Here is a 22,282-nt window from a genome sequence, read left to right as displayed (position 1 = left end):
CCTAATGCCGGTCGAAACGATTGTGCTCGAATTGCGCTGCGAGGCGAACCGGGGCGTTAGGAGCCCCATAGCCATCGTAGCCGTCACGGCGTTCCAGCACCTCAAAGAACATGTTGCCTACCGTGGCGGTGTAGAAATGCAGGAATTCTCCGTGCTCATCCCTGTCGTACAGCAGGTTCAGCTCCTTCAGCGTGGACAGCGACCGCTCATCAATGCTGAATCGGGCGGCCAGGTCCTCATAGTAGTTGGCCGGAACTTGCAGGAATTCCATGCCGGCCCGCTGTGCCCGGCGCGCCAAGGCCACCACATCATCGGTATGCAAGGCAACGTGCTCGGGGTATTCGTGGTGGCTTTCGATCGCCGCTTCGAGCCCCTTGGGCACAATATTCAGGGCCAGGCGCACGCAGCCATCCTCGGTGCGCAGCACCTGGGAGCGGACCAGGCCCATGGGGCTTGGCACCTCGGTTCCAGGCCTTGCCTGCAAATTCAGCACGCTGGTATAGAACAGCACCGATTCGTCAAAAGCCTGCCACGGCTGGGCGAGGTTTATATGATCGATCCCGGTGATACCCCCGCGCTGCGCTTCCTCCGGTGAGTGGCGGTGCGCGCCGAATTCGGTTTCCCACAGGCGTGTCCCGGCAACCGATCCGAAGAACACTTCGGTGGCATCCGGGGCCCTGAAGCCCGCAAGTTCCTGCTCGTCCCTGGTGTGGTGCCGCAGCACCGGTTTGGCCAGCAAGTCGGTTGCGCGCGCACGCCCGGCGACCGGGTCCGGAACCTGCACGCCGAGGCCGGAGACGGTTGCGGTCACCCCGCGGCTGCGTTGCGAGTTGACGATAATCCGTGCGTTTCCGGCGCGCCAGAGCTGCACCGGCTTGCGCCGATGCTGGCCGAGGAACGCGAACCCCAGTTGGGCGAGCATTCCGGCGATCAGTTCCGGGTCTTCGGTGCGAATCTCGGCGAAGTCGAACCCGAGGGCTTGCTGGACTCCGGGCAGTGCATCAAGTTCCAGCGGGTAGTCCTGCGCGTCGCTTCCGAGCAGTGCGGCCGTGCGGGCCTGCAGCCAGATCAACGAACGCAGCCCGTCCACGGCCGTCCGCTCGACATTCGATTGCCTGAATACGTCATTGAAAATTTCGAGCGAAACAATTCCGGAGTACCCCGAACGCACCAGGTGGCCCAGGAACGCATCCAGCTCGAAGCCGCCCTCACCGGGGAACACCCGGTAGTGGCGGGACCAGGACAAGATATCCATGGTCAGGACCGGGGCGTCCGCAAGCTGGACGAAGAAGATCTTCTCCCCCGGAATCCGGGCGATCTGCGCCGGATCATCCCCGCGGGAAAGAATATGGAAACTGTCGATGCACAGCCCCACATTCTCGCGGTCCACCAGCTTCACGATCTCCCACGAGTGCTGGTAGGTGTCCACATATTTGCCCCAGGCCAGCGCCTCGTAGGCGATGCGCACCCCGTAGCGGGCGGCCACGTCCGCCAACCGGCGAATCTGCTCGGCGAACAGCTCGTCATCATCGATGGTCGCGGTTCCCACGTTCGAGCAGAGCAGCATGAGATCCATGCCCAGGCGTTGCATGAGCTCGAACTTCGCTTCGGCGCGGCGCAGATTTGCCAGCAGCAGCTCTTCTTCCACGCCTTCGAAGTCGCGGAAGGGCTGGAACAGGTCCAGGGTCAGCCCCAAACGGTGGGCAAGCGCCTTGACCTCCTCGGGAGACATGGGGCTGACGGTGAGGTCTTGCTCGAAGATTTCGATTCCGTCAAAACCTGCCTTGGCGCAGGCGAGCATCTTTTCTTCCAGCGTGCCCGAGAGGCACACCGTGGCGATTGAGGTGCGCATTAGAGTCCTGCTTCCAGCATCTCTAGCAGATGGGCGCGCATCCGTGCCGCATCGGGGGTCAGCCCGGTGATGATGCCGAAGGCATCCACCGCTTGGCCGACCGCCATATTTCCGCCGTCCAGCACCCTGCAGCCAAGGTCGCGGGCCGCGGTGATCAGTTCGGTATCCACCGGGCGATACACGCAGTCGGCAACCCACTGCCGGGAGTGGAGCCCGGAAATATCAAGGGGAAGCCCCGGGTGGTGATGCATTCCAATGGGGCTCGCGTTGAGCAGCCCATCGACCTTCGCCAGCAGCGCCGGCGCTTCTTCGGGGCTGGCCGGAGTAATGCTGGCATTCGGGAAGTGGAGGGCCAGTTCCTTGGCTCGCTCGCTAGCCCGGGAGATATCCGGATCGACCAGGAACAGTTCCTTGACTCCCGCGTCGAGCAGCGCAAAGGCGACGGCCGCGCCGGCTCCTCCCGCACCGAGTTGCAGCACCTTGCCCAAGGCTGCACCGGGAAGCCCGGTAGCCAGAGCCCAGCCGAATCCGGAGGCATCGGTATTGTAGCCATGGAATTTACCGTCTTTGATGAGCACCGTGTTGACCGCGCCGATGGCCGTGGCATTGTCGCTGATCTCGTCCAGGTGCTCGATCACCAATTGCTTGCAGGGATGGGTGATGTTGAAGGCGTTAAATCCCAATTCGGCACCGGCCTTCAATAACTTCCCCACATCTTCGCCGGGGCGGTCAAGAACCGTGAGATCAATGGGGCGATAGAGGTACCGCAGCGAATGCGCATCTGCTTCCCGCTCGTGCATGGGCGGGGTCAGCGAAGGCAACACGCCATCGCCTATGAGTCCAACTAGATATGACTGCGTAAGAGTACTCACCGTATTACCCAACTTTCCGTCATGCTTGACGCAGGTATTGCCTCAGCTGTGATTTGCATCTACTCTATATCAACGTACACATTCCGTACAACTGTACGTATAGCGCACACTGTTTATGTTTTCAGCGTTCGTCACTCAGCAAACAAAGGAGTTTTCCGATGCCATCCACACGTGAACCGTCGGCGTCCGAGGTGCCCGGCACCGGGAAACGCACCCCCGTCAAGGCGGCCGTTGCCAGTTTCATGGGAAGCGCAGTTGAATACTACGACTTCTTCATCTTCGGCTCCGCTGCGGCGCTGATCTTTCCGCACATCTTCTTCCCCGACGCGGATGCCAATGCCTCGGTGATGTCGCTGGCCACCTTCGGCTTCGCCTACGTTGCCCGGCCCATTGGCGCGGTCGTCCTCGGCCACTTCGGGGACCGCATCGGGCGCCAGAAGGTGCTGATGTTCACGCTGGTGCTCATGGGCGCCTCGACCTTCGCGATCGGCTGCCTGCCAACCTTCGACCAGGTCGGTTGGCTCTCCCCGATCCTGCTGGTCCTCGCCCGGCTTTGCCAGGGCCTCTCCGCGGCCGGCGAGCAGGCCGGCGCCTCCTCGATGACCTTGGAGCACGCACCGGATCGCCGACGCAGCTTCTTCACCTCCTGGACCCTGACCGGCACCCAGGGCGGCCAGATCCTCGCGGCCTTGATCTTCATTCCCGTGGTGGCGCTGCCCGATGACATCAAGTACGGCATCGGCTGGCGCATCCCCTTCTGGCTCTCGGCCGTTGTGGTGCTGGTGACCTTCTTCATCCGCCGCTCGCTGCACGAGACCCCGGAATTCGAAGAAGCCAAGAAGAGCAATAACATCGCCAAGCTGCCGCTGGCGGTACTGCTGAAGTTCCACTGGAAAGACGTCTTGCGCGTGGTGCTGTGCGCCTTCATTGCCGCGGTATCCACCGTGTACGGGACCCTGGCCATCTCCTACGGCAAGAACATCGGCAATATCGATGCCTCGATCACGCTGTGGCTGGTGGTTGCCGGCAATATCGGTGCGCTGCTCACCCAGCCGCTGTTCGGCATGCTGGCCGATGCCATTGGCCGCAAGCCGGTGTTCATCTACGGTGCGCTCGCCTCGGCGGCAGCCATGCCGTTCTACCTGCGCAGCATGGAAACCGACAACACGGTGCTGCAGTTCGTGCTGTCCCTGGTGGTCTTCTCCTGCGCCTACTCCGCGGCCAACGCGGTCTGGCCAAGCTTCTATGCCGAGATGTTCTCCTCCAAGGTGCGCTTCTCCGGTCTGGCCATCGGCACCCAGCTCGGCTTCCTCATGGCTGGCTTCGCACCGTCCATCGTGGCGGCCATGGGCGGCCTGGAACCTGGCGGCTGGGTCAAGATCAGCCTCTTCACCGCGGGAATCGCGCTCATCGCGGCGATCTCGGCGCTGACCGCCAAGGAAACCTACCGGGTGCCAACCGCGCAGCTGGGTACCACTGCCGAGCTCGTGCGAAAGTAGCACTCGCCAGGCAGCAAGTAAGCGAGGCTCGGCTCCCCGGAGAACGGGAGCAAGGCCTCGCTTTTTGCTGTGTTCAGCCACAAATCAGAACACTTCGGATTCGCCGCCGCAGCGGTGCGTCCCGACCGCGTAATGGGCCAGCCACCGTTTCGGCACGGTCGCCGGCGGTACTCATCGGGCGCTCCACCCGCCGTCCATGGCATAGGAGGCGCCGGTGACCATCCCCGCCTCATCCTGGGCCAGCCAGGACACCAAGGATGCCACTTCCTCCGGCTCCACCAGCCGCTTGACCGCCGCTTCGGTGAGCATGATCTTCTCCACGACCTCGGTCGGGGCGATGCCATGGAGCTGCGCCTGATCTCGGATCTGCTTCTCCACCAGGGCGGTGCGCACGTAGCCGGGGTTGACGCAGTTGCTCGTCACCCCATGCTCCGCCCCCTCCAACGCGGTGACCTTGGACAGTCCCTCCAACCCGTGCTTGGCCGACACATAGGCGCTCTTGAACGAACTGGCTCGAACGCCGTGCACGCTGGAGACGTTGATGATGCGCCCGAACCCGCGCGCATACATGCCGGGCAATGCCGCACGGATGAGCAGGAATGGGGATTCGAGCATCAGCCGGTGTATGAGCCGCCAGGCCTCGGGATCAAATTCGTGGATCGGCGCAACACGTTGCACCCCGGCATTATTGACCAGAATGTCGGTATCCAGGCTGAGCTCTTCCAGCGCCTTGGTATCGGCCAGATCCACCGCCCAGGCCTTGCCGCCCAGCTCGTCGGCCGCCGCGCTGGCTGCCTGCTCGTTCAGATCCGCGACGGTGACTGCTGCACCTTGGGCGCTCAGCCTTCTGGCACAGGCCAGCCCGATCCCCGAAGCACCCCCGGTGACCAACGCGGTACGTCCGGACAATGCACCGCCAACCGGCCCGTGCTGTGTCTTTATTTCGGCCATGTGGCTCAACCCTCCGCAGTCGGTTGCGCGTCGACTGATAGCAACGCACGGACAATAAATTCGCCTTTTCTTCAATCACCTCATCGGGGACCTCGGGGATGCGAAACTTGTACCCCGGGACACTCCCCTCAACGTTTTTCATGCACTGGCCACGGAGCACTTCGGGAGAACCGAATTCAACCCGCCGCATGGCCTGACTCCGAGCAGGACACTGCGTGGCTCGCGAAGACTAGTTGACGATCTCGGGCGGGGCGATGTCCTCGCCCGGCACGGTCTCCAGCAGTTCCGGGATCCAATTCTCGCCCTCCCTGGCCAAGGACACCCGGTACATGTTCTGCACCAGTCCATGATCCGAGGCGCGCACGGTGGTTTCGCCCTGGGGTCCTTCGAAGCTCCAGCCTTCCAAGGCGGTGACCATCTGCTCCACGTCGTTGCCGCCTTCGCCCACGGCCCGGGCAATCATCTGCCCTGCCACAAATCCATCCGGGGAGAACTGGCCGGCTTCTTTGCCCGCTTCCGCAACAGCGGAGATCATCTCTTTTTCAACGTCGGTGCCTGCAGCGCCCGGGAAGTAGTGGCTGAAGAAGGAGATCTTCTCACCCGCGCCGCCGAAGGCACCATAGGTTGTTGCCTCGCCCAGCCCGGTGACGATGGGAGCAATGTCGAACGCTCCTTGCCGGTCCAACGCCTGCCACATGGAACCGGAGGAGGCTCCGGCCCAGGCCGCGTAGATGAGGTCGGGCTTTGCATCCACCAGCTGCCGGGCGAAGGGTGCGAATTCGGTGACGTCTTCGGGCACGAGAATGTTGCTGACATTGGCGCCTTGCAACCCAAGGACCGCTTCCGCCGCTGCGAGATGTTCCTGCCCGAACGCGTTGTCCTGGGTGAAAACGGCGATCTTCTTGCCGTTCACATCATCAAGGAAGGTGCCGGCGGTGGCTGCGTCCTGCATGTACTGGCGTCCAGAGCGGAAGGTGTATTTGTTGGCGCCGCTGATGGCGTCCGTCGCGGCCGAGCCGGAAATGTAGAGCACCTTGTCCTGGGCCGCCAGGCCGGCAAGCTTCTGCGCGATCTCCGAGGAGGCCGCTCCGGCCAGGACCTTGTAGTCCTTGCCGACCAGCTCGCCGGCTACCGCGGCGGCCTGGTCCGCCTCGCCGCCGTCGTCGTGGTAGGTGATGTTCAGCTCGAAGTCCCCCACCCTGCCCGTACCATCGGTGGCGTAATCGAGTCCCGCCTGCAGGCCTTCGAGGTAGGCGTCTCCCTCGGCAGCAAGCGGGCCGGTCTTGGAGTAGATGATCCCAATGTTCACCGAGTCTTCGGCTGCCCCGGGCCCAGCAGCGCCGTTGCTCCCGGGTTCCGCGGTGGGCGCGCAGGCGGTCAAGGCCATTGCTGCGCCGAGGGACAGCGCAGTCAAAACCTTGCGGGTTCGATTCACGAATGATGCCTTTCCTCGTGGGGCTCCCCTTGTTGCAGCTGGCCCCGAAGTCAGATTGTGCGGTGCACGTTTGCACAAAACTCGAACCGCGATTCTGGTTACACCCCCAAACTATGGCGACCTGTCGCAGGAGTCAACGGATCTGAGGCACGGAAACCATAAAAGGGTGTGCGCTTTTGCAAAGCCATCGTGCACGGCGGCACCCGGTGCTGCCAGTGATTTCAGGTCCTAGGAATCGACCAGCCCGCGCCCCACGATCAGCTGCATAATTTCGTTCGTGCCTTCCAGGATCTGATGCACGCGCAGATCACGGACGATCTTTTCCAGCCCGTACTCACTGAGGTAGCCATAACCGCCATGCAATTGGATCGCGGCATTGGCCGCGTTGAACCCGGCATCGGTAGCCACCTTCTTCGCCATCGCGCACAGCCGCAGCGCATCGGAGGTCTGCGCGTCCAAGGCTGCCGCCGCCCGGCGCAGCAGCGTGCGCGCCGCTTCCAATTCCATATCCATGTCGGCTAGCTTGAAGACCAATGCCTCTTGGCGCGTGAGCGGACCGCCAAAGGCCTCACGCTCCTTGAGGTAGGCCACGGATTTCTCCAGGGCCAGCTGGCCGCCGCCGATCGAGCAGGCACCGATATTCAGCCGGCCACCATTGAGCCCGCGCATCGCAATGGTGAAGCCATCTCCTTCGGCACCCAACAAGTTCTCGACGGGGATCCGCACGTCTTGCATGATGACCTGACGGGTAGGCTGCGCATTCCAGCCCATCTTCTTCTCCTTGGCCCCGAAGGACAGCCCCGGCGCGTCGGCGGGCAGCAAGAAGGCGCTGATCCCCCGCCCGCCGGTATCGGCCGTGCGGGCCATCACCAGATAGAGCGCTGACGAACCCGCACCGGAGATGAACTGCTTGACCCCGTTGAGCACGTATTCATCGCCATCCCGGACCGCACTGGTAGTCAGCGCCGCAGCGTCCGATCCGGTCCCGGGTTCGGTCAGGCAATAGGATCCCAAGTCCTGCATCGCCACCATGCCCGGCAGCCACTGGGCTCGTTGCGCCTCGGTGCCGAAGCTGTCGATCATCCACACCACCATATTGTGGATGGAGATATAGGCCGCAATGGTGGGGCAAGCCTTGGACAGTTCTTCGAAGATCAGCACCGCGTCGCTGCGGCTCAGCCCGGAACCGCCATAGGCTTCACTGACGTAGATGCCACCCATCCCCAATTCGCCGGCTTCGGCAAGCACATCGACGGGGAAATGCTGCTTCTCGTCCCACTCCAGGGCATGCGGAGCGATTTTCTCCGCAGCAAATTCGCGCACCGCCTCCACCAGCTCGCGTTGCTCCTCATTTAGTTCAAACATCGCTAACCCCTATCTGACCACCGCTACTTGTGACTCACACTACAGCCATGGCGAAGGATTTTGGATGGCATCAGCGGGAAATTACCCCGAGATTCACTCTCGTAATGCGAGATATGGCCACCGCGTCAAGAAAACCGTTCGAGCCGCTCTCGGCAGTCCCGGGGAACACCCAATCGTCACAGTGCGCGGTTCCGTTTCGGTTCTCGGCCATACTTGGACTTATGGATTCCGCCTCTACTGACCCGAATAAGCAGCCGGTGACGCCGCGACGTGCCGCAAGCGTCCTGATGATTCGCGAGGGAAGCGAAGGCTTGGAAGTGTTCATCCAACACCGGGTTTCCACCATGGACTTCGCCGCCGGCATGGTTGTCTATCCCGGTGGTCGGGTCGATGCTCAAGATCTGGCCGAGGCGCAATCGGGGAATATCCCGCAAGCGCTGGCCATCGAGCACGCACGGCTTTGGGAGGATTCCTCCATCTGGGAAGACGGCGAAGAGCAGGCCATCCTCGATGCGGCAACCCTGCTGGCCGCCGCCCGCCGCGAGATCTTCGAAGAGACCGGCGCGCGTTTGGACGTGAGCCAGCTGCGTCCGTGGGCGAACTGGATCACGCCGCCGGATAATCCCAAACGCTTCGACACCTTTTTCTACGTGGCCCAGGTGCAGCATGGACAAGCACCCATGCACCAGACCACCGAGGCCTCAAACTCCGAATGGGTCCAGCCCGCCAAGCTGTTCTCCGCCTACGAGCGCGGCGAAGTGGGCTTGATGACCCCCACCCGCACAACCCTGCGCAACCTTGCGGCGCTCGAAACCGTTGAAGCCGCCATGAGCTCGCAAACGCCCATCGTCACGGTCCGGCCCCAGCGCATGCCACCGGCCGCGGATTCCAAGAAGGAACGCACAAGCTAGCCGCGCCTGGCCCGGTACCCCTTGGCTGGCGCAGTACCGCTGCCCGAACCCCTGGCGACGGGGCAGGAGTTCGGGCTCCACAAACTCCCGCGGGAGTTCTCACACTCCGTTAATGACTACCGCATTCCTTGCAGAGCACATGTGCCTGCTCATCGAGGCCCCGGAGCGCACGAACCACCGCTCCGGGGACCCCTGGCCATTCGAAGGATCCTTGGCAATCCCTAGAATGGGTACTGCTTATCGGTGCTCTGCACCCCGATCCAATGGTCGGTGGTGAATTCCTCGATAGCCCACTCACCGTTAAAGCGGCCCAATCCGGAGTTCTTCTCCCCACCGAACATCACATGTGGTTCATCATTCACGGTGATGTCATTGATGTGGGTCATTCCCGCCTTGATCCCGCGGGCAAAGCGCACACCCTTCTCAATATCGGTGGTGAATACCGCGCTGGATAATCCGAATTCGGTGTCATTTGCCAGTTCGAGCGCATGCGCCTCATCTTCGGCCCTAGTGATGCCAACCACCGGGCCGAAGATCTCCTCACGGAACAGTTCCATCTCACTGGTGACATCGGCGAAAACATGCGGCGGCACCACTCTGCCTACGACCTCGCCGGAGAGCACCTCGCGGGCTCCCTCGCTTCGAGCCTGCGCGATCTTTCCCTGCACGCTTGCCAGCTGCGCGTCGTTAATAATTGGCCCCACCACATTTGCGGGCTCCGCCGCATCACCGTACTTGATGGTGGCTGCATGGGCGGCGAACTCCTCGACGAACTGGTCATAGACCGGGGCTTGAACGATAATTCGGTTGATTGCCATGCAGATCTGCCCCTGATGCAGGAACTTGCCCATGGCAGCGGCGCGGACCGCTTGTTCGAGGTTGGCGTCGGCGAGCACCACAAATGGTGCGTTGCCGCCAAGTTCCAGCGCGACCCGCTTCATATGCTTGCCCGAAACGGCGAGCTTGCCGACGTTTTTCCCCACCGGGGTGGACCCAGTGAAGGAAATCAACGAAGGAACGCCGTGCGCCACAAAGTGGTCCCCAATTTCGGTACCTGAACCAACAACCACGCTGAACACGCCCCGGGGGATCCCGGCTGCTTCGAAGGCCTTGGCCAGCACCAGCGCGCCAACCAGCGGTGTATCGCTGGCCGGCTTGAGCACCACCGAGTTGCCCAGCGCCAGCGCAGGGGCCACCGAGCGCTGGGAAAGCAGCATGGGGAAGTTCCACGGGCTAATCACGCCCACCACGCCCACCGGTTCGCGGTAAACACGGTTTTCCTTACCCGCACTGTTCGACGGCAGGATCTGGCCGTGCACCCGAGTCGGGAAGGTGGCGGCCTCACGCGTTGCGGCGATCGTGCCAGAAACCTCCACGTTGGCCTTGAGCACCGACGAACCGGATTCGGCCACTTGCAGCGCAACCAGGTCATCGTAGTTGGCTTGCAGATAGTCCGCAGCCTTGGTGAGCACCGCAGCACGTTTTGCCGGAATGAGCGCAGCCCAATCGCGTTGGGCCTGAGCTGCGCTCGAATAAGCCTCGTCCACATCCTCGATGGAAGCCTGGCGGATTTCTGCCAGCACCGCGTCGTCGAACGGGTTGCGGGTGACCAGAACGGAAGAACTGCGCCCCTCGCGCCATTGCCCGGCGATGAATAGTTGCGCCGGAAGCTGGTCAAGGAAATTTGGTCGGCTGGATACTGCCTGGTTGGTCATGGATCTTCCTTCCCACAGTGCGGCGCTTCGCGCCACAGCGAATCGAGCTCTTCGCACTCATTGTTCGTGGGATATCCGCCGCGATCAAGGAACTAATCGAACAGCTGAATTTGCCTCGGCAGGAGGCCTATTTATCGTCAAAGATTTCTCGGGCGGCCAGCACCTTGGCCGCGTGCGCCTCGGACCAGATGCGGATGGCCTCCATGGGTTCGAGCAGGCTGGAACCCAGATCGGTCAATTCATAGTCCACCCGGACCGGCACCTGCGCCGTGACGGTGCGAGCCACCAGGCCATCGCGCTCCAGGGTGCGCAGCGTGCTGGTCAGCACCTTGGGCGTCACCGCACCGATCCGCTGGCGTAACGCGGAGAAACGTAGCGGCCCGCGGGCTAAGGTAAGCATCACTAAAGGGGTCCATTTATCCCCCAAACGTTGCATAATTTCACGTGAGGGACAGTCTTGCGCAAGCACGTTGTAGGTGAGGGCGCTATCCATTTGGTAACCAAGTTCCTTTGAAGTAGTCGGTATCTAAAGGATACTATAAACACGAAGAACACAACTACGAGAGGACCATCATGAAGATTGCAGTCTACGGAGCCACCGGAATGGTCGGCAGCCAGATCACCTCTGAAGCATTGAGCCGCGGCCACGAGGTCACCGCCGTCAGCAGCAGCGGCAAAACCGTCGAAGGCACCAGCGCGGTCACCGCCAAGCTCGACGATACCGCCGCCTACCGCGATCTGGGAAAGAACCACGACGTCGTCGTGATCTCCGTGCCGCCATCGCGCACCGGTGGCGACCACCAGGAATACCTTGACGCCTTCGAGGAGATCACCGAAACCCTCGTCCCGGCACGTCTGATCGTTGTCGGCGGCGCCGGCGCTACCGAAGTCGACGGAGTCCGCCTCTACGACACCCCCGGATTCCCCGAAGAATACAAGGCCGAAGCCCTCAGCAGTGGCGCCGTGTATGACATGTTGACCTCGGTCTCCGGGATTACCTGGACCATGGCCGCACCTGCCCCGGTGATCGCACCGGGCACCCGCACCGGCAACTACACCCTCGGCACCAACTCCCCTGCCGGCGACTTCGTTTCCACCCAGGACTTCGCCGTAGCGATCCTCGACGAAATCGACACCCCGGTGCACGACAACCGCCGCTTCACCGTCGCCAGCGAAAAGTAAAACGCCAGCCACCCGGCCAGCCAAGACCGAAGGCTCGGCTCTCGCTTCCTCTGGCAGGGAAACGATCTGACCTTTCGGCCTTGGTTGACTAAGGTTGAGTACGTCATCGCTCACTTATTCAAAGGTCACTCACCGTTCATGCAACGAACACAGCGCGCCACCCGCCTGCTCACCGGAGCATTAGCTCTCCCGCTGGCCGGGGCCCTCATCGCAGGCTGCTCCACCACCTCCGATCCCTCGGCCACGGAGGATCTGAAGCCCGTCGCCGGCGGGACGCTGGTTTACGCATCGGGTGATGCCGAGCCGAACTGCTTGGACCCGCATGTGGGCGGAAACTATCCGCAGGCGCTGGTTGCCTCGCAGTTCATGGAATCGCTGTTCAGCAAGGACGCCAAGGGCGAAATCGTCCCGTGGCTGGCCGAAAAGTCCGAGGTCTCCGAGGATGGGTTGACGCGCACCATCACGCTGCGTGAGGGGATCAGCTTCCACGACGGCACCCCGCTCACCGCCGAAGCCATCAAGGCAAATATCGAGCACCTGCAGGATCCGAATACGGCTTCCTCCACCGGTTATCTTGCCGTCGGCAAGGTCACCGAAATCACGATCGTCGACGAGTTGACCGCGCAGCTGGAACTCTCCGCCCCGGATAACGCGCTGCTCGAGTCGCTGTCCATGCCGTGGACGGCAATCCAGTCCCCCGAGGGGCTCAAGCGCGACCAGGCGGCGAACTGCGCCGCCCCGGCAGGCACCGGCCCCTTCAAGGTTGAGTCCTGGGACCGCCAGCAGGCCGTCAATCTGGTTCGCTACGAAGACTATGCCGCGCCGGCAGCTGACCCCGAGCGTGCCGGCTCCACCGCGCACCTGGACGGCATTACCTGGCGCTTCATCCCGGAGGCAGCCAGCCGCTATGCAGCTCTGCAGTCCGGCGAGGTCGACGTGATCGACAATCCGCAGCCTGACACCATCGCCACCGCCGCCGATAGCGGGCTGGGCCACCTCGCGGCGCCGCGTCCGGGTGCCTCGAACCGGGTGGAGCTCAACAGCTCCAAGGCGCCTTTTGACGACGCCTCGGTGCGCGAGGCGTTCATCCGTTCCCTCGACGTGAACACCGGAATCGACGCGCTGTACTTCAACACCGCCGAGCGCAGCTACTCGCTGCTTTCAAGCGTTGAGCCGCTGGGTATTTCGGCCGAAGAAAAATTCGGCACCGATGTTGAGCGGGCCAACCAGCTCCTCGACGAGGCAGGCTGGACCGAACGCGATGCACAGGGCTACCGGCTCAAGGACGGCAAGCGCCTGAGCCTGAGCTTCCCGGTATCCACGAACCAGTCGGTTCCGGCCGAGCAGTCGCTCTTCGAGCAGATGCAGGCGGCCGCCAAGAATGTTGGCATCGAGGTTAAGATCGACTTGCTGGACCTCTCCAGCTGGTACGGCGCTCTGGCAAAACACGAGTACGACCTCGTTTCGGCACCGTATACCAAGGTCGGTCCGAGCGTGCTGCGCATCTTGTTCCATTCGGATTCCACCGTCCCGGCGCCGAGCGGCTACTTTGCAAACAACGCGCAGATCAAAAACCCGCAGCTGGACCGGTTGCTGGTGGAAGCCGAGCAGACCAACGACGAAGCCAAACGTGCAGAACTCTACGAACGGGCGCAGCAGATCGTCTTGGACGGCTATTACGTGATCCCGCTCTACGATCAGCAGAACCACTTCCTGTTTTCGAAGAACGTGCACGGCATGGGTGAAACCACCGCGGTCTCCTCACCGACCTACTTCAACGTGTTCCTGAACAAGTAGCCAACGAACACATCCAGAGATGAAAATGCTCGCTTGGTTGGGTCGCAAGGTTGGCGGCGCGCTGGTGGTGCTGTGGCTGGTGGCCACCGCCATCTTCATCGGCGTGCGGCTGATCCCCGGCGACCCGGCCGAGGCGATTATGGGCGGCCCGGGCTCGCAGGCCTCGGCCGAGGCCCTGGCCGCCGCGCGCAGCGAGTACGGCTTGGATCTTCCGCTGATTACCCAGTACCTCATGTTTCTGGCCAAGCTGATCCGCCTGGATTTCGGGACCTCCTATGCGCTGAAGGACCCGGTTCTGCAGGTGATCGCCGAGGTGCTGCCGCCGACCATCACGCTGGCACTCATCTCATTGGCGGCGGCCTGGCTGCTGTCGCTCATCTTTGCGATGCTGGCCATGCGAGCCACCCGGGCCGGCCAGTGCGTCGGCAACGCGGTGGAGATCATCGCCGCGGCCGTGCCTCACTTCTGGCTCGGCGCGGTGCTGATCATGCTTTTCTCCTCGATGCTCGGCTGGTTCCCCGCGGTGGACAACGGGACCGGGGCGGGACTGGTCTTGCCGGTGCTCACCCTCGCGCTGCCGCTGGCAGGTTTTCTCACCCAGCTGATGCGCGACTCGCTGTCCACCGCGTTGGGAAGCCAGTTCGCGCTGGCCGCCCGAACCCGCGGCGAAAGCAGGTTGACGGTGTTCTGGCGCCACGGATTGCGCCACGCGGCGTTGCCCGCCTTGGGGTTGACCGGCTGGGCCTTTTCCTCCTTGCTGTCCGGAGCGGTGGTTGTCGAGGCGATCTTTGCCCGGCCGGGGCTGGGGCGTTCCCTGCTTTCGGCGGTGCTCTCCCGCGATATTCCCATGGTCACCGGCATCGCGCTGTTCTCCGCCCTCGTGTATATCGTGGTGATGGCGCTGACCGAAGCCATCGAACGCCTCATCGACCCGGCGGGGGCCGAGTCATGAGCCGAACCGCCAAAATTCTAGGCACCGTCTTTATCCTCTTCTGGCTGCTAACCGCGCTTGCGCCGGGGCTCATCGCCCCGGGCGACCCCTTGGCGGTTGACCCCGCGCAGGCATTCCACGCGCCTAGCCTGGCGCACCCGATGGGGACCGACGAATCGGGACGCGACGTGTTCACCCGCGTCATCCATGGCGCCGGTGACTCGCTGTATATCGGCCTGGCCGCCACGGCCCTGGGCATGGGCATTGCCCTAGTCCTGGGTACCGCCGCGGCGCTTGCCCCGCGCTGGCTCGATGGAGCGATCTTGCGTGTGCTCGAAGCCCTCTACGCGGTGCCCTCGCTGCTGCTGGCACTGCTGATCATCGCCTTTACCGGCCCCGGGGTAGGGCCGGCAATCGTTGCCGTTGGCCTTTCCACCGCGCCGGGCTACGCCCGCTTGGTGCGCAGCCAGATCCGTTCTGTGAAGAACTCCGAAATGCTGGAAGCCGCCACGGTGCTCGGCCGCGGCACCTGGCTGAAGGTACAAAACCACCTGGTGCCCAACGCCCTTCGCCCCTTGCTGGCGCTGGTGACCTTGGGCATTGGACAGGCGGTCATTTGGGCCGCCGCGCTGTCCTTCCTCGGCCTGGGCACCCCGCCACCGGCTCCCGAATGGGGTGCCATGCTCTCGGCCGGGCGCACCTATCTGCATCTGGCCTGGTGGCTGAGCTTCTTCCCTGGCTTGGCGATCGTGGTGGTCGCGGCCGGGGCCACGCTGATCGGGCGTTCGCTGGGCGGAAAGGTCAACGCCGCATGAGTCCTTTATTAGAAGTCGAGAACCTCTCGGTGGGCTTCGCCGGGCAGCTCGCGGTGGACTCGGTGTCCTTCGAGCTGTCCGCCGGCGAATGCCTGGCGCTGGTAGGTGAATCCGGGTCCGGTAAGTCCGTCACCGCCCGTAGCCTGCTGGGCCTGTCCGGCGGCAAGGTCAGCGCCGAGAAATTCTCGGTCTTGGGGCAGGACGCCACCGCGATGAGCGAGCGGGCCTGGCAGCAGATGCGCGGAAATTCCGTGGCGATGATTCTGCAAGATGCGCTCATGGCTTTGGATCCCTTGCGCCCGGTGGGCCGCGAAATCGCCGACGCGCTGAAGGAACACAGCTCGCTGTCCAAGCCCGAACGCACGGCGAAGGTCCGCGAGGCCTTGGAAGCGGTGGATCTGCCCGAACCTGCGTGGCGGATGAAGCAGCGCAGCTCCCAATTATCCGGCGGCATGCGCCAACGCGTGCTCATTGCCCAGGCGATGATCGGGGACCCGCAAGTTGTGATCGCCGATGAGGCGACCACCGCCTTGGACTCCAGGCTGACCGCCCTGGTGCTCGAACAACTCCGGGCGCTCAAAAATGCGGGCCGGGCGGTGCTGATGATCAGCCACGACCTGGCACAGGTTGCCCAGCTGGCGGATCGGATCGCGGTGATGCGTGCCGGAAAGATCGTCGAGGCCGGCGACACCGACCAGGTGCTGAACCGCCCGCAGCACGAGTACACGCGCACTCTTTTACGTGCAATCCCGTCCGGGGTGCCCCGCTTTCAGCCCTTGAGCCTCGCTCCCCCGAAGGCGGCTGTCGTGGCACAAGAACCGGCGAAGCCTGCTCGGATGCCGGCTCTTGTGGTGGAGGACCTGTCCAAAAGCTTCGGCAAACATGCCGCGGTGCAGGGGGCCGGTTTCGTCGTTCAGCAAGGACAGACGCTGGGCCTGGTCGGCGAATCCGGGTCGGGCAAGACCACCACCGCCCGACTGGTGCTCGGCTTGGAACGTCCGGATACCGGCTCGGTGCGGCTCTTTGGCGAGCATTTTGCACCGCAACGCGAAGCCCAGCGCCGATACCTGCGCGAAAACATCGGGGCGATCTACCAGAACCCGCTGGGTTCTTTCGACCCACGCTATAACGTGGGCCAGTTGCTCACCGATGCGCTCTCCGCCGGTCGCAGCAAACGCGGGGCGAGCTACCGGACCCAAGTCTCCCGACTCCTTGAACAGGTGGAACTGGATCCGGCACTGGGCTCGCGCAATCCGCGCGAGCTTTCCGGCGGGCAGCGCCAACGCTTGGCGATCGCCCGTGCACTGGCACCGAGACCTAAGGTGCTCGTCTTGGATGAACCGGTCTCGGCCCTGGATGTTTCAATTCAGGCGACCGTCTTGGACCTGCTGGACCGGCTGCAGCAAGAGACCGGAACCAGCTACCTGTTCATCAGCCACGATCTGTCGGTCATCGAGCATATGAGCGATACCGTAGCGGTGATGTACCGGGGAAGCATCGTCGAGCAGGGCGCTACCGCCGACGTGTTCGGCGACCCGCAGCACGAGTACACCCGCTCGCTGCTGACAGCCATGCCGCGGCTGCGTTAGCAACCGCGGCATGGCCGGTTCGAACCGTATCGTTTGGGCTAGAGCCCTTCACCGAACTGTTCGCGGACCTGCTTGCGCAACACCTTGCCCAGCATCGAGCGGGGCATTTCCTCGATGGCAACGATGCGCTTAGGCACCTTGTAGGCCGCCAGCAAGGTGCGGCAGTGTTCGCGCAGGTCGGCCTCGTCCAGGGTTGCCCCCTCGTCGAGTTGTACCGCGGCGACCACCATTTCGCCGCCGCGTTCCAGCGCCTTGCCGAACACCGCGGCGTCGGCGACAGCAGGATGCTGGCGCAGCGCGTTCTCCACCTCGCTAGGCGAGACATTAAATCCGCCGGTAATGATCAGCTCCTTGGCGCGATCGACGATCTGGGTAAACCCGTCCTGGTCGACGGTGACTACGTCGCCGGTGTGCAGCCAGCCATCCTCGGTAAGTGTTTTCGCGGTCTCCTCCGGGTTATTCCAGTATCCGCGGAACACCTGGGGCCCCTTGATCAGCAGCTCGCCCGCTTCGCCCTGTTCCACCTCACGGCCAGGTTCATCCACATCCACAACCTTCATCAGCGTCGAAGGAAATGGCACCCCGATAGTGCCGTTTCGACGCGAAGGGTGGAACGGGTTGCCCAAGGCCACCGGTGAGGATTCGGTCATCCCGTAGCCTTCGACCAGCAGTCCGCCGGACATCGACTCCCATAGCTCCACCACGTGGTCAGGCAGATTCATCGCACCCGAGATGCAGTACTTGGCCGAACGCAGCGAAATGCCCTGCTCTTTGGCTGCCATGGCGGTACGCTCGTAGATCGGTGGGACCGCGCAGTACACGGTGGCCGGGGACTTCTTCCACGCATCCAGGATCATCTGCGGTTCAAACTTCGGGAAGAGCACCAGCAGCCCCTGCTTTTTCACCCCGAAGGTCAGATACAAGGTCATTCCGAATGCATGGAACATCGGCAGGATCGCATACAGGATTTCCTTGCGCTCTTCGGCGCCTTCCATCCAGGCTTCGCCCTGCAACGCGTTGGCATACAGGTTGTAGTGGGTAAGCATTGCGCCCTTTGGACGCCCGGTGGTTCCCGAGGTGTACTGGATGACCGCCAGATCCTGAACCTCGGGGTATCGATGTGCCGGATTTAATCGCCCGGATTTCAGCAATTGCCTCCAAGCCATGGTGCCTGCCGTGGAGGCGGTCAGCGAGTCCTTGGTCTCGCGCAGCTTTTTCACCGGCAAGTTCAGTGCCAGGCGCTTGACCGCAGGGAATGCCTCGAGCAGATTGACGGCGACAATCGTATCGATCCGCACGTCTTTGGGGAACTGCTGCAGGTTCGGCACGACCTTGTCCCAGGCGATCACCACCCGCGCCTGGTGGTCTTCGAACTGGTGGCGCAGTTCGCGCGAGGTGTACAGCGGGTTGTGCTCCACAACCACCGCGCCCAGCCGAAGCACCGCGTAGAACGCGACGACGTGCTGCGGGCAATTGGGCAGGACCAGCGCAACCCGATCTCCGGGCTTCACACCCAGCTGGCGCAGCCCCTCGGCCGCCTTCTCGACTTGTCGGCCCAATTCGAGGTAGCTCATCCGTCGACCGAAGAATTCGGTGGCCGGGCTCTCGCCGGCCTCGCGGACCGAACGCTCGAACATATGGCTTAACGACTCGGTAGGAAGCTTGATTTCGGCAGGGACGCCCGGCTGATAGTTGGCGACCCAGGCCGGGGCAGCAGTATTCTCCATGCCTCCAATCATGCCCGATACCCACGGTTTCAGGTTAAACGCGAGGTGGACTTTCGGTGATTAATCAGCGGCACTTGCTCATTGGAATTCACGATTCGGCGTAGTTCGCCAAGGCCTCGGCTAGCTCGGCAACGCAACCTGCACTGGGGGTTTCGAGCTGCTCCAGCAGCCGACGATCAACCCGTTGCCTCAGCTGAAAACCTCCGGGAACTAGGAGTCCACCGATAGAAGGTCTTGGCAACCGGAGAACCACCCACGTACTTGGTGCCCGAGCAAGGGTGAATGATTTTCCATTCGCCCTTGCTCGGGCGGCCTCGTAGATAGCAATTGATGCTTATTTATGAGAAACGGAAACTTCCGGAGGCGCCATTGCGTCCACCTCGGTTCGCTCTTCTTCGCGGACTTTTCTGCCGAGAATATATCCGACGATGCCCAGCGCGAGGATGCTGGCCAAGGTGCCTAGCGCAAACGACTCAAACTGGCTCCATGAAAGGCCCCAGATCGCTTCGAAGTCATAGTCCATGCCAAAGGCATATTCCAGGCTGCCTGGGAATACGGCGATCCAGGAACCGATGAGGATCCATGCGAAACAGATACCCCCGAGCACCGCAAACGTTGAGTTTGAAACTGGAACTCTAAAGGGGCGTACTACCGAGGGGTACTTGAACCGGAGCATCACCACGGCGGGAATCGCAATCAAATAGCTCAGGAGGAACGTCGAAATCGAGATGGTCAGGACCACTCCGAACATCGCCCCGTTTGATCCTGACATCTGCATTGCGGCAAGCATGAAGATGGTAGCGACTACACCCGAAAGAGTATTAACTCGGATTGGAGTACCGAGTTTTGGATTGAAGTGCCCGAAGAATCCACCGAAGAACGACCCATCCGCAGCAGCCATGGCCTGCATCCGGTCGCTGATGATCATCCAGGCGGCGCCCTGCGAAACCAGGACAAAGCAGAATACGATGGCAAACAACGCGAGCATGGCATCGGCGGCCGGTCCGAACACCGTGAAGACCGTCGCAATTGCCCCGAAGAGTCCGCCGATACCGGTAATTTCGTCCAGCGGAACGACCAGCAAAATAGCTAAGACAGGTAACAAGTAACTCGCGGCTGCGAGCATGGATGTGCGGGCGATAGAGACCGGAACATCCTTGGCAGGATTTTTCATCTCCCCTGCGGCGCTGTTCCCCGATTCAAAGCCAAGGAACGAGAAAAGCAGCAAGGGGGTGACCCCGAGGAAGCCGGCCATCGTCGGCGAGAAGAACCCCAGGTTCAGACCGTTAAATCCATTCTTGAATCCATAGATTGCGGTTACCACCAAGAAGCAGAAAAGGAAGAGGATCTTGAGTATCGCTCCAAGCGATGGCAGCCATTTGCCATGCTTGAGGCTGATAACCGCCGAGGTGACCGTGATCCAGATGAACCCGAGCTTGAATAGATAATCGCCCACCCCACCAGCCTCAATGTGCCCCACGTACTCCGACCAGGTTTCCACGGCAACGAATGCCATCGCACCGCCAACCCATACCGGCTGAGTCACCCAAGTGAAGAGGGAAGCGATGGCCGCAACTACTCGGCCAAAGGCCATCTTCGTCCAGACATAAACGCCACCCTCCTCGGTGAAGGCACCGCCAGTCTCCGCAAAGATCAGCCCGTAGGGAATCATGAAGGTAATAGCGAGAACCAACGTCCAGGTAAACGTCTCACCTCCAAAACCGGAGACCTGGCCCAAGACTTCAATGGAGATAACTGCTGCAACCACCAGCAGGAGAATGTCCATTCTGCCTAGGGATTTTTGCAGATGCTTGCTCTGCTCCTGTGCAAGAAACGTGGACGATTCGGAATTTTTCATGCTCAGTCCTCTGTCGTAACTGATTGTGGAATTTGCGGTCGCTGGGACCGAGAAATGACACGATCTAGGAATTGGTTCTAGATCTGCGTTGCCGCTAGTTTGAAAAACATCAAAAACTGGATTAAGAATTTATTCGCTAGTTGCCCGATGGAAGATCAGCACCCCATCCACATACGTTCGTTCAACCGCTAAATCGCCGAGAGCGCGGGCGGGCACGGCATAGGGGTCAGCCTCCAGGACGGCAAGATCGGCGATCATGCCCTCGCGAAGCGTTCCACGATCCTGATCAAGCCTGTTGGCAAATGCAGCACCGGCGGTTGCCGCATGCAAGGCCGCATCCAGGGCAATAGCTTCGTGCCCGAGCAGGGGGCTGTTTTGCGATCGTTCATCTTTGGCATGCGGATCGGCTGGTGGTGCCGTACGATTCACCGCCGAATGGACTCCCCACATCGGATCCGGGCTCGAAACAGGCCAGTCGCTGCCCATAGCCAGCGGCACGCCCGCCTCGTGAAGGGATTGGAAGGCAAAGTGCATGCTTTGGTGAGCTGAATCGAGATAGGGAAGTTTTGTCTCCGTCAGCACCGGGTCCTGCCGGGCCCACAACGGCTGGATATTGGCGATGGCCCCAACCCGGGAGAACTGCGCAATGTCGCCCGCGTCGATGATATCCAGATGCGCTATCTGGTGCCGTGGATCCCACCCCGTCCTAGCCTGCAGTTCCAACGCCGAAAGGCTGTCCCGAACCGCCTGGTCGCCCACCGCGTGAAGATGCAGATCAAACCCTTCGGCATCCAGCGATCGGGTGATGTCGCACAGCACTTCTGGCTCGATCAACGTCATTCCCCGCTGCTGCGGGTGCCCCACGTAGGGACGCGTCATCGCGGCCGTCAGATTTTCACACACTCCATCCAGCATGAGTTTGACCGCCGATGCCCGGAACCTGCCCCGAGCTCGGGAACGCCGGTCCCGGAACAACTCAAGTTGTTCCAGTCCTTGTTCGCGATGCCACCAAAGCGCCCCGGTCACGGTCGCGGTCAGAAGTCCTTGTTCGTCCAATGCCAGATAGTGCTCAAAAGCATCCGGGGAACCGAGGGCCTCTCCCACCGCGGCATCCTGCCAAGCGGTGATCCCTTTGGAATGCATGAACTTCTGCGCCTCTAGCAAGGCATTTCTAATATGGGATTTATCCGGTGCCGGGAGCATTCTGGACACCAAATCGGCGGCGTGTTCAATGAGCATGCCGGTCGCACGGCCGTTTTCTTCCCTGGCAATGATTCCCCCATCGGGGTGAGGCGTTGAATCGGTGATCCCTGCCAATTCCAGGGCTCTGGTATTGACCCACGCTCCGTGTCCATCATGACTCAGAAAATAGGCGGGGCGGTCCGGGACTAACTCGTCGAGCAAGTCTCGGTGCGGGAATCCACCGTCGAAGACGTCTCCATACCAGCCGGCGCCTTCAATCCAGTCTTGTTCCGCATGCGTGCGGGCATAATTTGCGATGATCCTTCGGTACTCTGACAATGAATGCACTTCAGAAAGGTCGCAAGCCACCATCTGCAGCCCGCCCATGAGCGGGTGCACGTGGGCGTCTTGGAAGCCAGGGAGCAGTGCTTTTCCGGAAAGGTCTATGACCTGTGTTCCGGGACCGCGAAGACCGAGGGCTCGATCGCCCAGCGCTAGGATCCGTCCATCCTTCACCGCCAGCGCATGGCTCCGGGGGTTGGCGGTGTCCATTGTCAAAACTGGTCCGTTGGCGAACAGCAGATCTGCGTATGTCATGACT

The 22,282-nt window shown here is 62.0% G+C and carries 17 protein-coding genes; 7 read left to right on the top strand and 10 right to left on the bottom strand.

From position 1 onward, the window contains the following. Position 1: 1 nt before the first annotated feature. Together CQ019_RS09915 and CQ019_RS09910 are read right to left on the bottom strand one after the other, a co-directional pair. Positions 2-1,852 carry a bifunctional sugar phosphate isomerase/epimerase/4-hydroxyphenylpyruvate dioxygenase family protein gene (locus CQ019_RS09915; RefSeq protein WP_105552834.1) on the bottom strand — a complete coding sequence of 617 codons (1,851 nt, stop codon included), beginning with the start codon at positions 1,850-1,852 and terminating at the stop codon, positions 2-4. Then, a complete protein-coding gene (locus CQ019_RS09910; protein WP_105552833.1) occupies positions 1,852-2,724 on the bottom strand; it encodes a shikimate dehydrogenase in 873 nt (290 codons plus the stop codon). Before CQ019_RS09910 ends, CQ019_RS09915 begins: the two co-directional genes overlap by 1 nt. Before the next feature lie 158 nt (positions 2,725-2,882). Here CQ019_RS09910 and CQ019_RS09905 point away from each other — a divergent pair, with 158 nt between their 5' ends. After that, positions 2,883-4,223 (top strand): MFS transporter, encoded by a 1,341-nt coding sequence (locus CQ019_RS09905; protein WP_105552832.1) that lies wholly within the window; start codon positions 2,883-2,885, stop codon positions 4,221-4,223. Between the two features lie 171 nt (positions 4,224-4,394). Here CQ019_RS09905 and CQ019_RS09900 read toward each other — a convergent pair whose 3' ends face one another. From CQ019_RS09900 to CQ019_RS09890, 3 genes are all read right to left on the bottom strand, one after another. Then, a complete protein-coding gene (locus tag CQ019_RS09900; protein WP_105552831.1) occupies positions 4,395-5,174 on the bottom strand; it encodes a 3-hydroxybutyrate dehydrogenase in 780 nt (259 codons plus the stop codon). 229 nt (positions 5,175-5,403) lie between these two features. Next, a complete protein-coding gene (locus CQ019_RS09895) occupies positions 5,404-6,609 on the bottom strand; it encodes an ABC transporter substrate-binding protein (RefSeq protein WP_258133883.1) in 1,206 nt (401 codons plus the stop codon). 228 nt (positions 6,610-6,837) lie between these two features. Next, on the bottom strand, positions 6,838-7,974 hold the full coding sequence (locus tag CQ019_RS09890) for an acyl-CoA dehydrogenase family protein (RefSeq protein ID WP_105569599.1): 1,137 nt from the start codon (positions 7,972-7,974) through the stop codon (positions 6,838-6,840). A 221-nt stretch (positions 7,975-8,195) separates the two neighbouring features. On the opposite strand from CQ019_RS09890, the gene CQ019_RS09885 reads away from it, so the two are divergent. Further along, entirely contained in the window at positions 8,196-8,885 is a 690-nt protein-coding gene (locus CQ019_RS09885; protein WP_105569598.1) for an NUDIX hydrolase, read from the top strand. Between the two features lie 221 nt (positions 8,886-9,106). On the opposite strand, the gene CQ019_RS09880 is transcribed toward CQ019_RS09885, so the two are convergent. Together CQ019_RS09880 and CQ019_RS09875 are read right to left on the bottom strand one after the other, a co-directional pair. Next, positions 9,107-10,600: an aldehyde dehydrogenase family protein gene (locus CQ019_RS09880; RefSeq protein ID WP_105569597.1), complete on the bottom strand. Its 1,494-nt coding sequence runs from the start codon at positions 10,598-10,600 to the stop codon at positions 9,107-9,109. Between the two features lie 127 nt (positions 10,601-10,727). Beyond that, positions 10,728-11,036: a helix-turn-helix domain-containing protein gene (locus CQ019_RS09875; protein ID WP_308727246.1), complete on the bottom strand. Its 309-nt coding sequence runs from the start codon at positions 11,034-11,036 to the stop codon at positions 10,728-10,730. A gap of 137 nt (positions 11,037-11,173) precedes the next feature. On the opposite strand from CQ019_RS09875, the gene CQ019_RS09870 reads away from it, so the two are divergent. The 5 genes from CQ019_RS09870 to CQ019_RS09850 all read left to right on the top strand — a co-directional run bounded on the left by CQ019_RS09870 (position 11,174) and on the right by CQ019_RS09850 (position 16,914). Next, positions 11,174-11,782 (top strand): NAD(P)-dependent oxidoreductase, encoded by a 609-nt coding sequence (locus CQ019_RS09870; RefSeq protein ID WP_105552826.1) that lies wholly within the window; start codon positions 11,174-11,176, stop codon positions 11,780-11,782. A gap of 138 nt (positions 11,783-11,920) precedes the next feature. Then, entirely contained in the window at positions 11,921-13,579 is a 1,659-nt protein-coding gene (locus tag CQ019_RS09865; RefSeq protein WP_105552825.1) for an ABC transporter substrate-binding protein, read from the top strand. 19 nt (positions 13,580-13,598) lie between these two features. Continuing rightward, entirely contained in the window at positions 13,599-14,531 is a 933-nt protein-coding gene (locus CQ019_RS09860; protein WP_105569595.1) for an ABC transporter permease, read from the top strand. Further along, positions 14,528-15,325, top strand: a complete 798-nt coding sequence (locus CQ019_RS09855) for an ABC transporter permease (protein WP_105552823.1) — start codon at positions 14,528-14,530, stop codon at positions 15,323-15,325. Before CQ019_RS09860 ends, CQ019_RS09855 begins: the two co-directional genes overlap by 4 nt. Next, positions 15,322-16,914: an ABC transporter ATP-binding protein gene (locus CQ019_RS09850; protein WP_105552822.1), complete on the top strand. Its 1,593-nt coding sequence runs from the start codon at positions 15,322-15,324 to the stop codon at positions 16,912-16,914. Before CQ019_RS09855 ends, CQ019_RS09850 begins: the two co-directional genes overlap by 4 nt. 38 nt (positions 16,915-16,952) lie before the next feature. On the opposite strand, the gene CQ019_RS09845 is transcribed toward CQ019_RS09850, so the two are convergent. The 3 genes from CQ019_RS09845 to CQ019_RS09835 form a co-directional block, all read right to left on the bottom strand. Further along, on the bottom strand, positions 16,953-18,641 hold the full coding sequence (locus CQ019_RS09845; RefSeq protein WP_105569594.1) for a long-chain-fatty-acid--CoA ligase: 1,689 nt from the start codon (positions 18,639-18,641) through the stop codon (positions 16,953-16,955). Positions 18,642-18,975: 334 nt separating this feature from the next. Then, positions 18,976-20,499 carry an APC family permease gene (locus tag CQ019_RS09840; protein WP_105552820.1) on the bottom strand — a complete coding sequence of 508 codons (1,524 nt, stop codon included), beginning with the start codon at positions 20,497-20,499 and terminating at the stop codon, positions 18,976-18,978. Between the two features lie 129 nt (positions 20,500-20,628). After that, the gene (locus CQ019_RS09835; protein ID WP_105552819.1) at positions 20,629-22,278 is read right to left on the bottom strand and encodes an amidohydrolase; all 1,650 of its coding nucleotides are present in this window, start codon (positions 22,276-22,278) and stop codon (positions 20,629-20,631) included. Between the last annotated feature and the right edge of the window lie 4 nt (positions 22,279-22,282).

Source organism: Arthrobacter sp. MYb229, from assembly GCF_002975405.1.
Lineage (GTDB): Bacteria > Actinomycetota > Actinomycetes > Actinomycetales > Micrococcaceae > Glutamicibacter.
Note: the sequence above shows the minus strand (reverse complement) of the source record. Positions and strands in the feature narration are given on the sequence as shown.

Coding starts and splice junctions, on each gene's coding strand:
- CQ019_RS09865 (WP_105552825.1), top strand. CDS start 11,921: ATGCAACGAACACAGCGCGCCACCCGCCTGCTCACCGGAGCATTAGCT.
- CQ019_RS09835 (WP_105552819.1), bottom strand. CDS start 22,278: ATGACATACGCAGATCTGCTGTTCGCCAACGGACCAGTTTTGACAATG.
- CQ019_RS09845 (WP_105569594.1), bottom strand. CDS start 18,641: ATGGAGAATACTGCTGCCCCGGCCTGGGTCGCCAACTATCAGCCGGGC.
- CQ019_RS09880 (WP_105569597.1), bottom strand. CDS start 10,600: ATGACCAACCAGGCAGTATCCAGCCGACCAAATTTCCTTGACCAGCTT.
- CQ019_RS09840 (WP_105552820.1), bottom strand. CDS start 20,499: ATGAAAAATTCCGAATCGTCCACGTTTCTTGCACAGGAGCAGAGCAAG.
- CQ019_RS09900 (WP_105552831.1), bottom strand. CDS start 5,174: ATGGCCGAAATAAAGACACAGCACGGGCCGGTTGGCGGTGCATTGTCC.
- CQ019_RS09905 (WP_105552832.1), top strand. CDS start 2,883: ATGCCATCCACACGTGAACCGTCGGCGTCCGAGGTGCCCGGCACCGGG.
- CQ019_RS09870 (WP_105552826.1), top strand. CDS start 11,174: ATGAAGATTGCAGTCTACGGAGCCACCGGAATGGTCGGCAGCCAGATC.
- CQ019_RS09885 (WP_105569598.1), top strand. CDS start 8,196: ATGGATTCCGCCTCTACTGACCCGAATAAGCAGCCGGTGACGCCGCGA.
- CQ019_RS09890 (WP_105569599.1), bottom strand. CDS start 7,974: ATGTTTGAACTAAATGAGGAGCAACGCGAGCTGGTGGAGGCGGTGCGC.
- CQ019_RS09860 (WP_105569595.1), top strand. CDS start 13,599: ATGAAAATGCTCGCTTGGTTGGGTCGCAAGGTTGGCGGCGCGCTGGTG.
- CQ019_RS09915 (WP_105552834.1), bottom strand. CDS start 1,852: ATGCGCACCTCAATCGCCACGGTGTGCCTCTCGGGCACGCTGGAAGAA.
- CQ019_RS09855 (WP_105552823.1), top strand. CDS start 14,528: ATGAGCCGAACCGCCAAAATTCTAGGCACCGTCTTTATCCTCTTCTGG.
- CQ019_RS09875 (WP_308727246.1), bottom strand. CDS start 11,036: ATGCAACGTTTGGGGGATAAATGGACCCCTTTAGTGATGCTTACCTTA.
- CQ019_RS09850 (WP_105552822.1), top strand. CDS start 15,322: ATGAGTCCTTTATTAGAAGTCGAGAACCTCTCGGTGGGCTTCGCCGGG.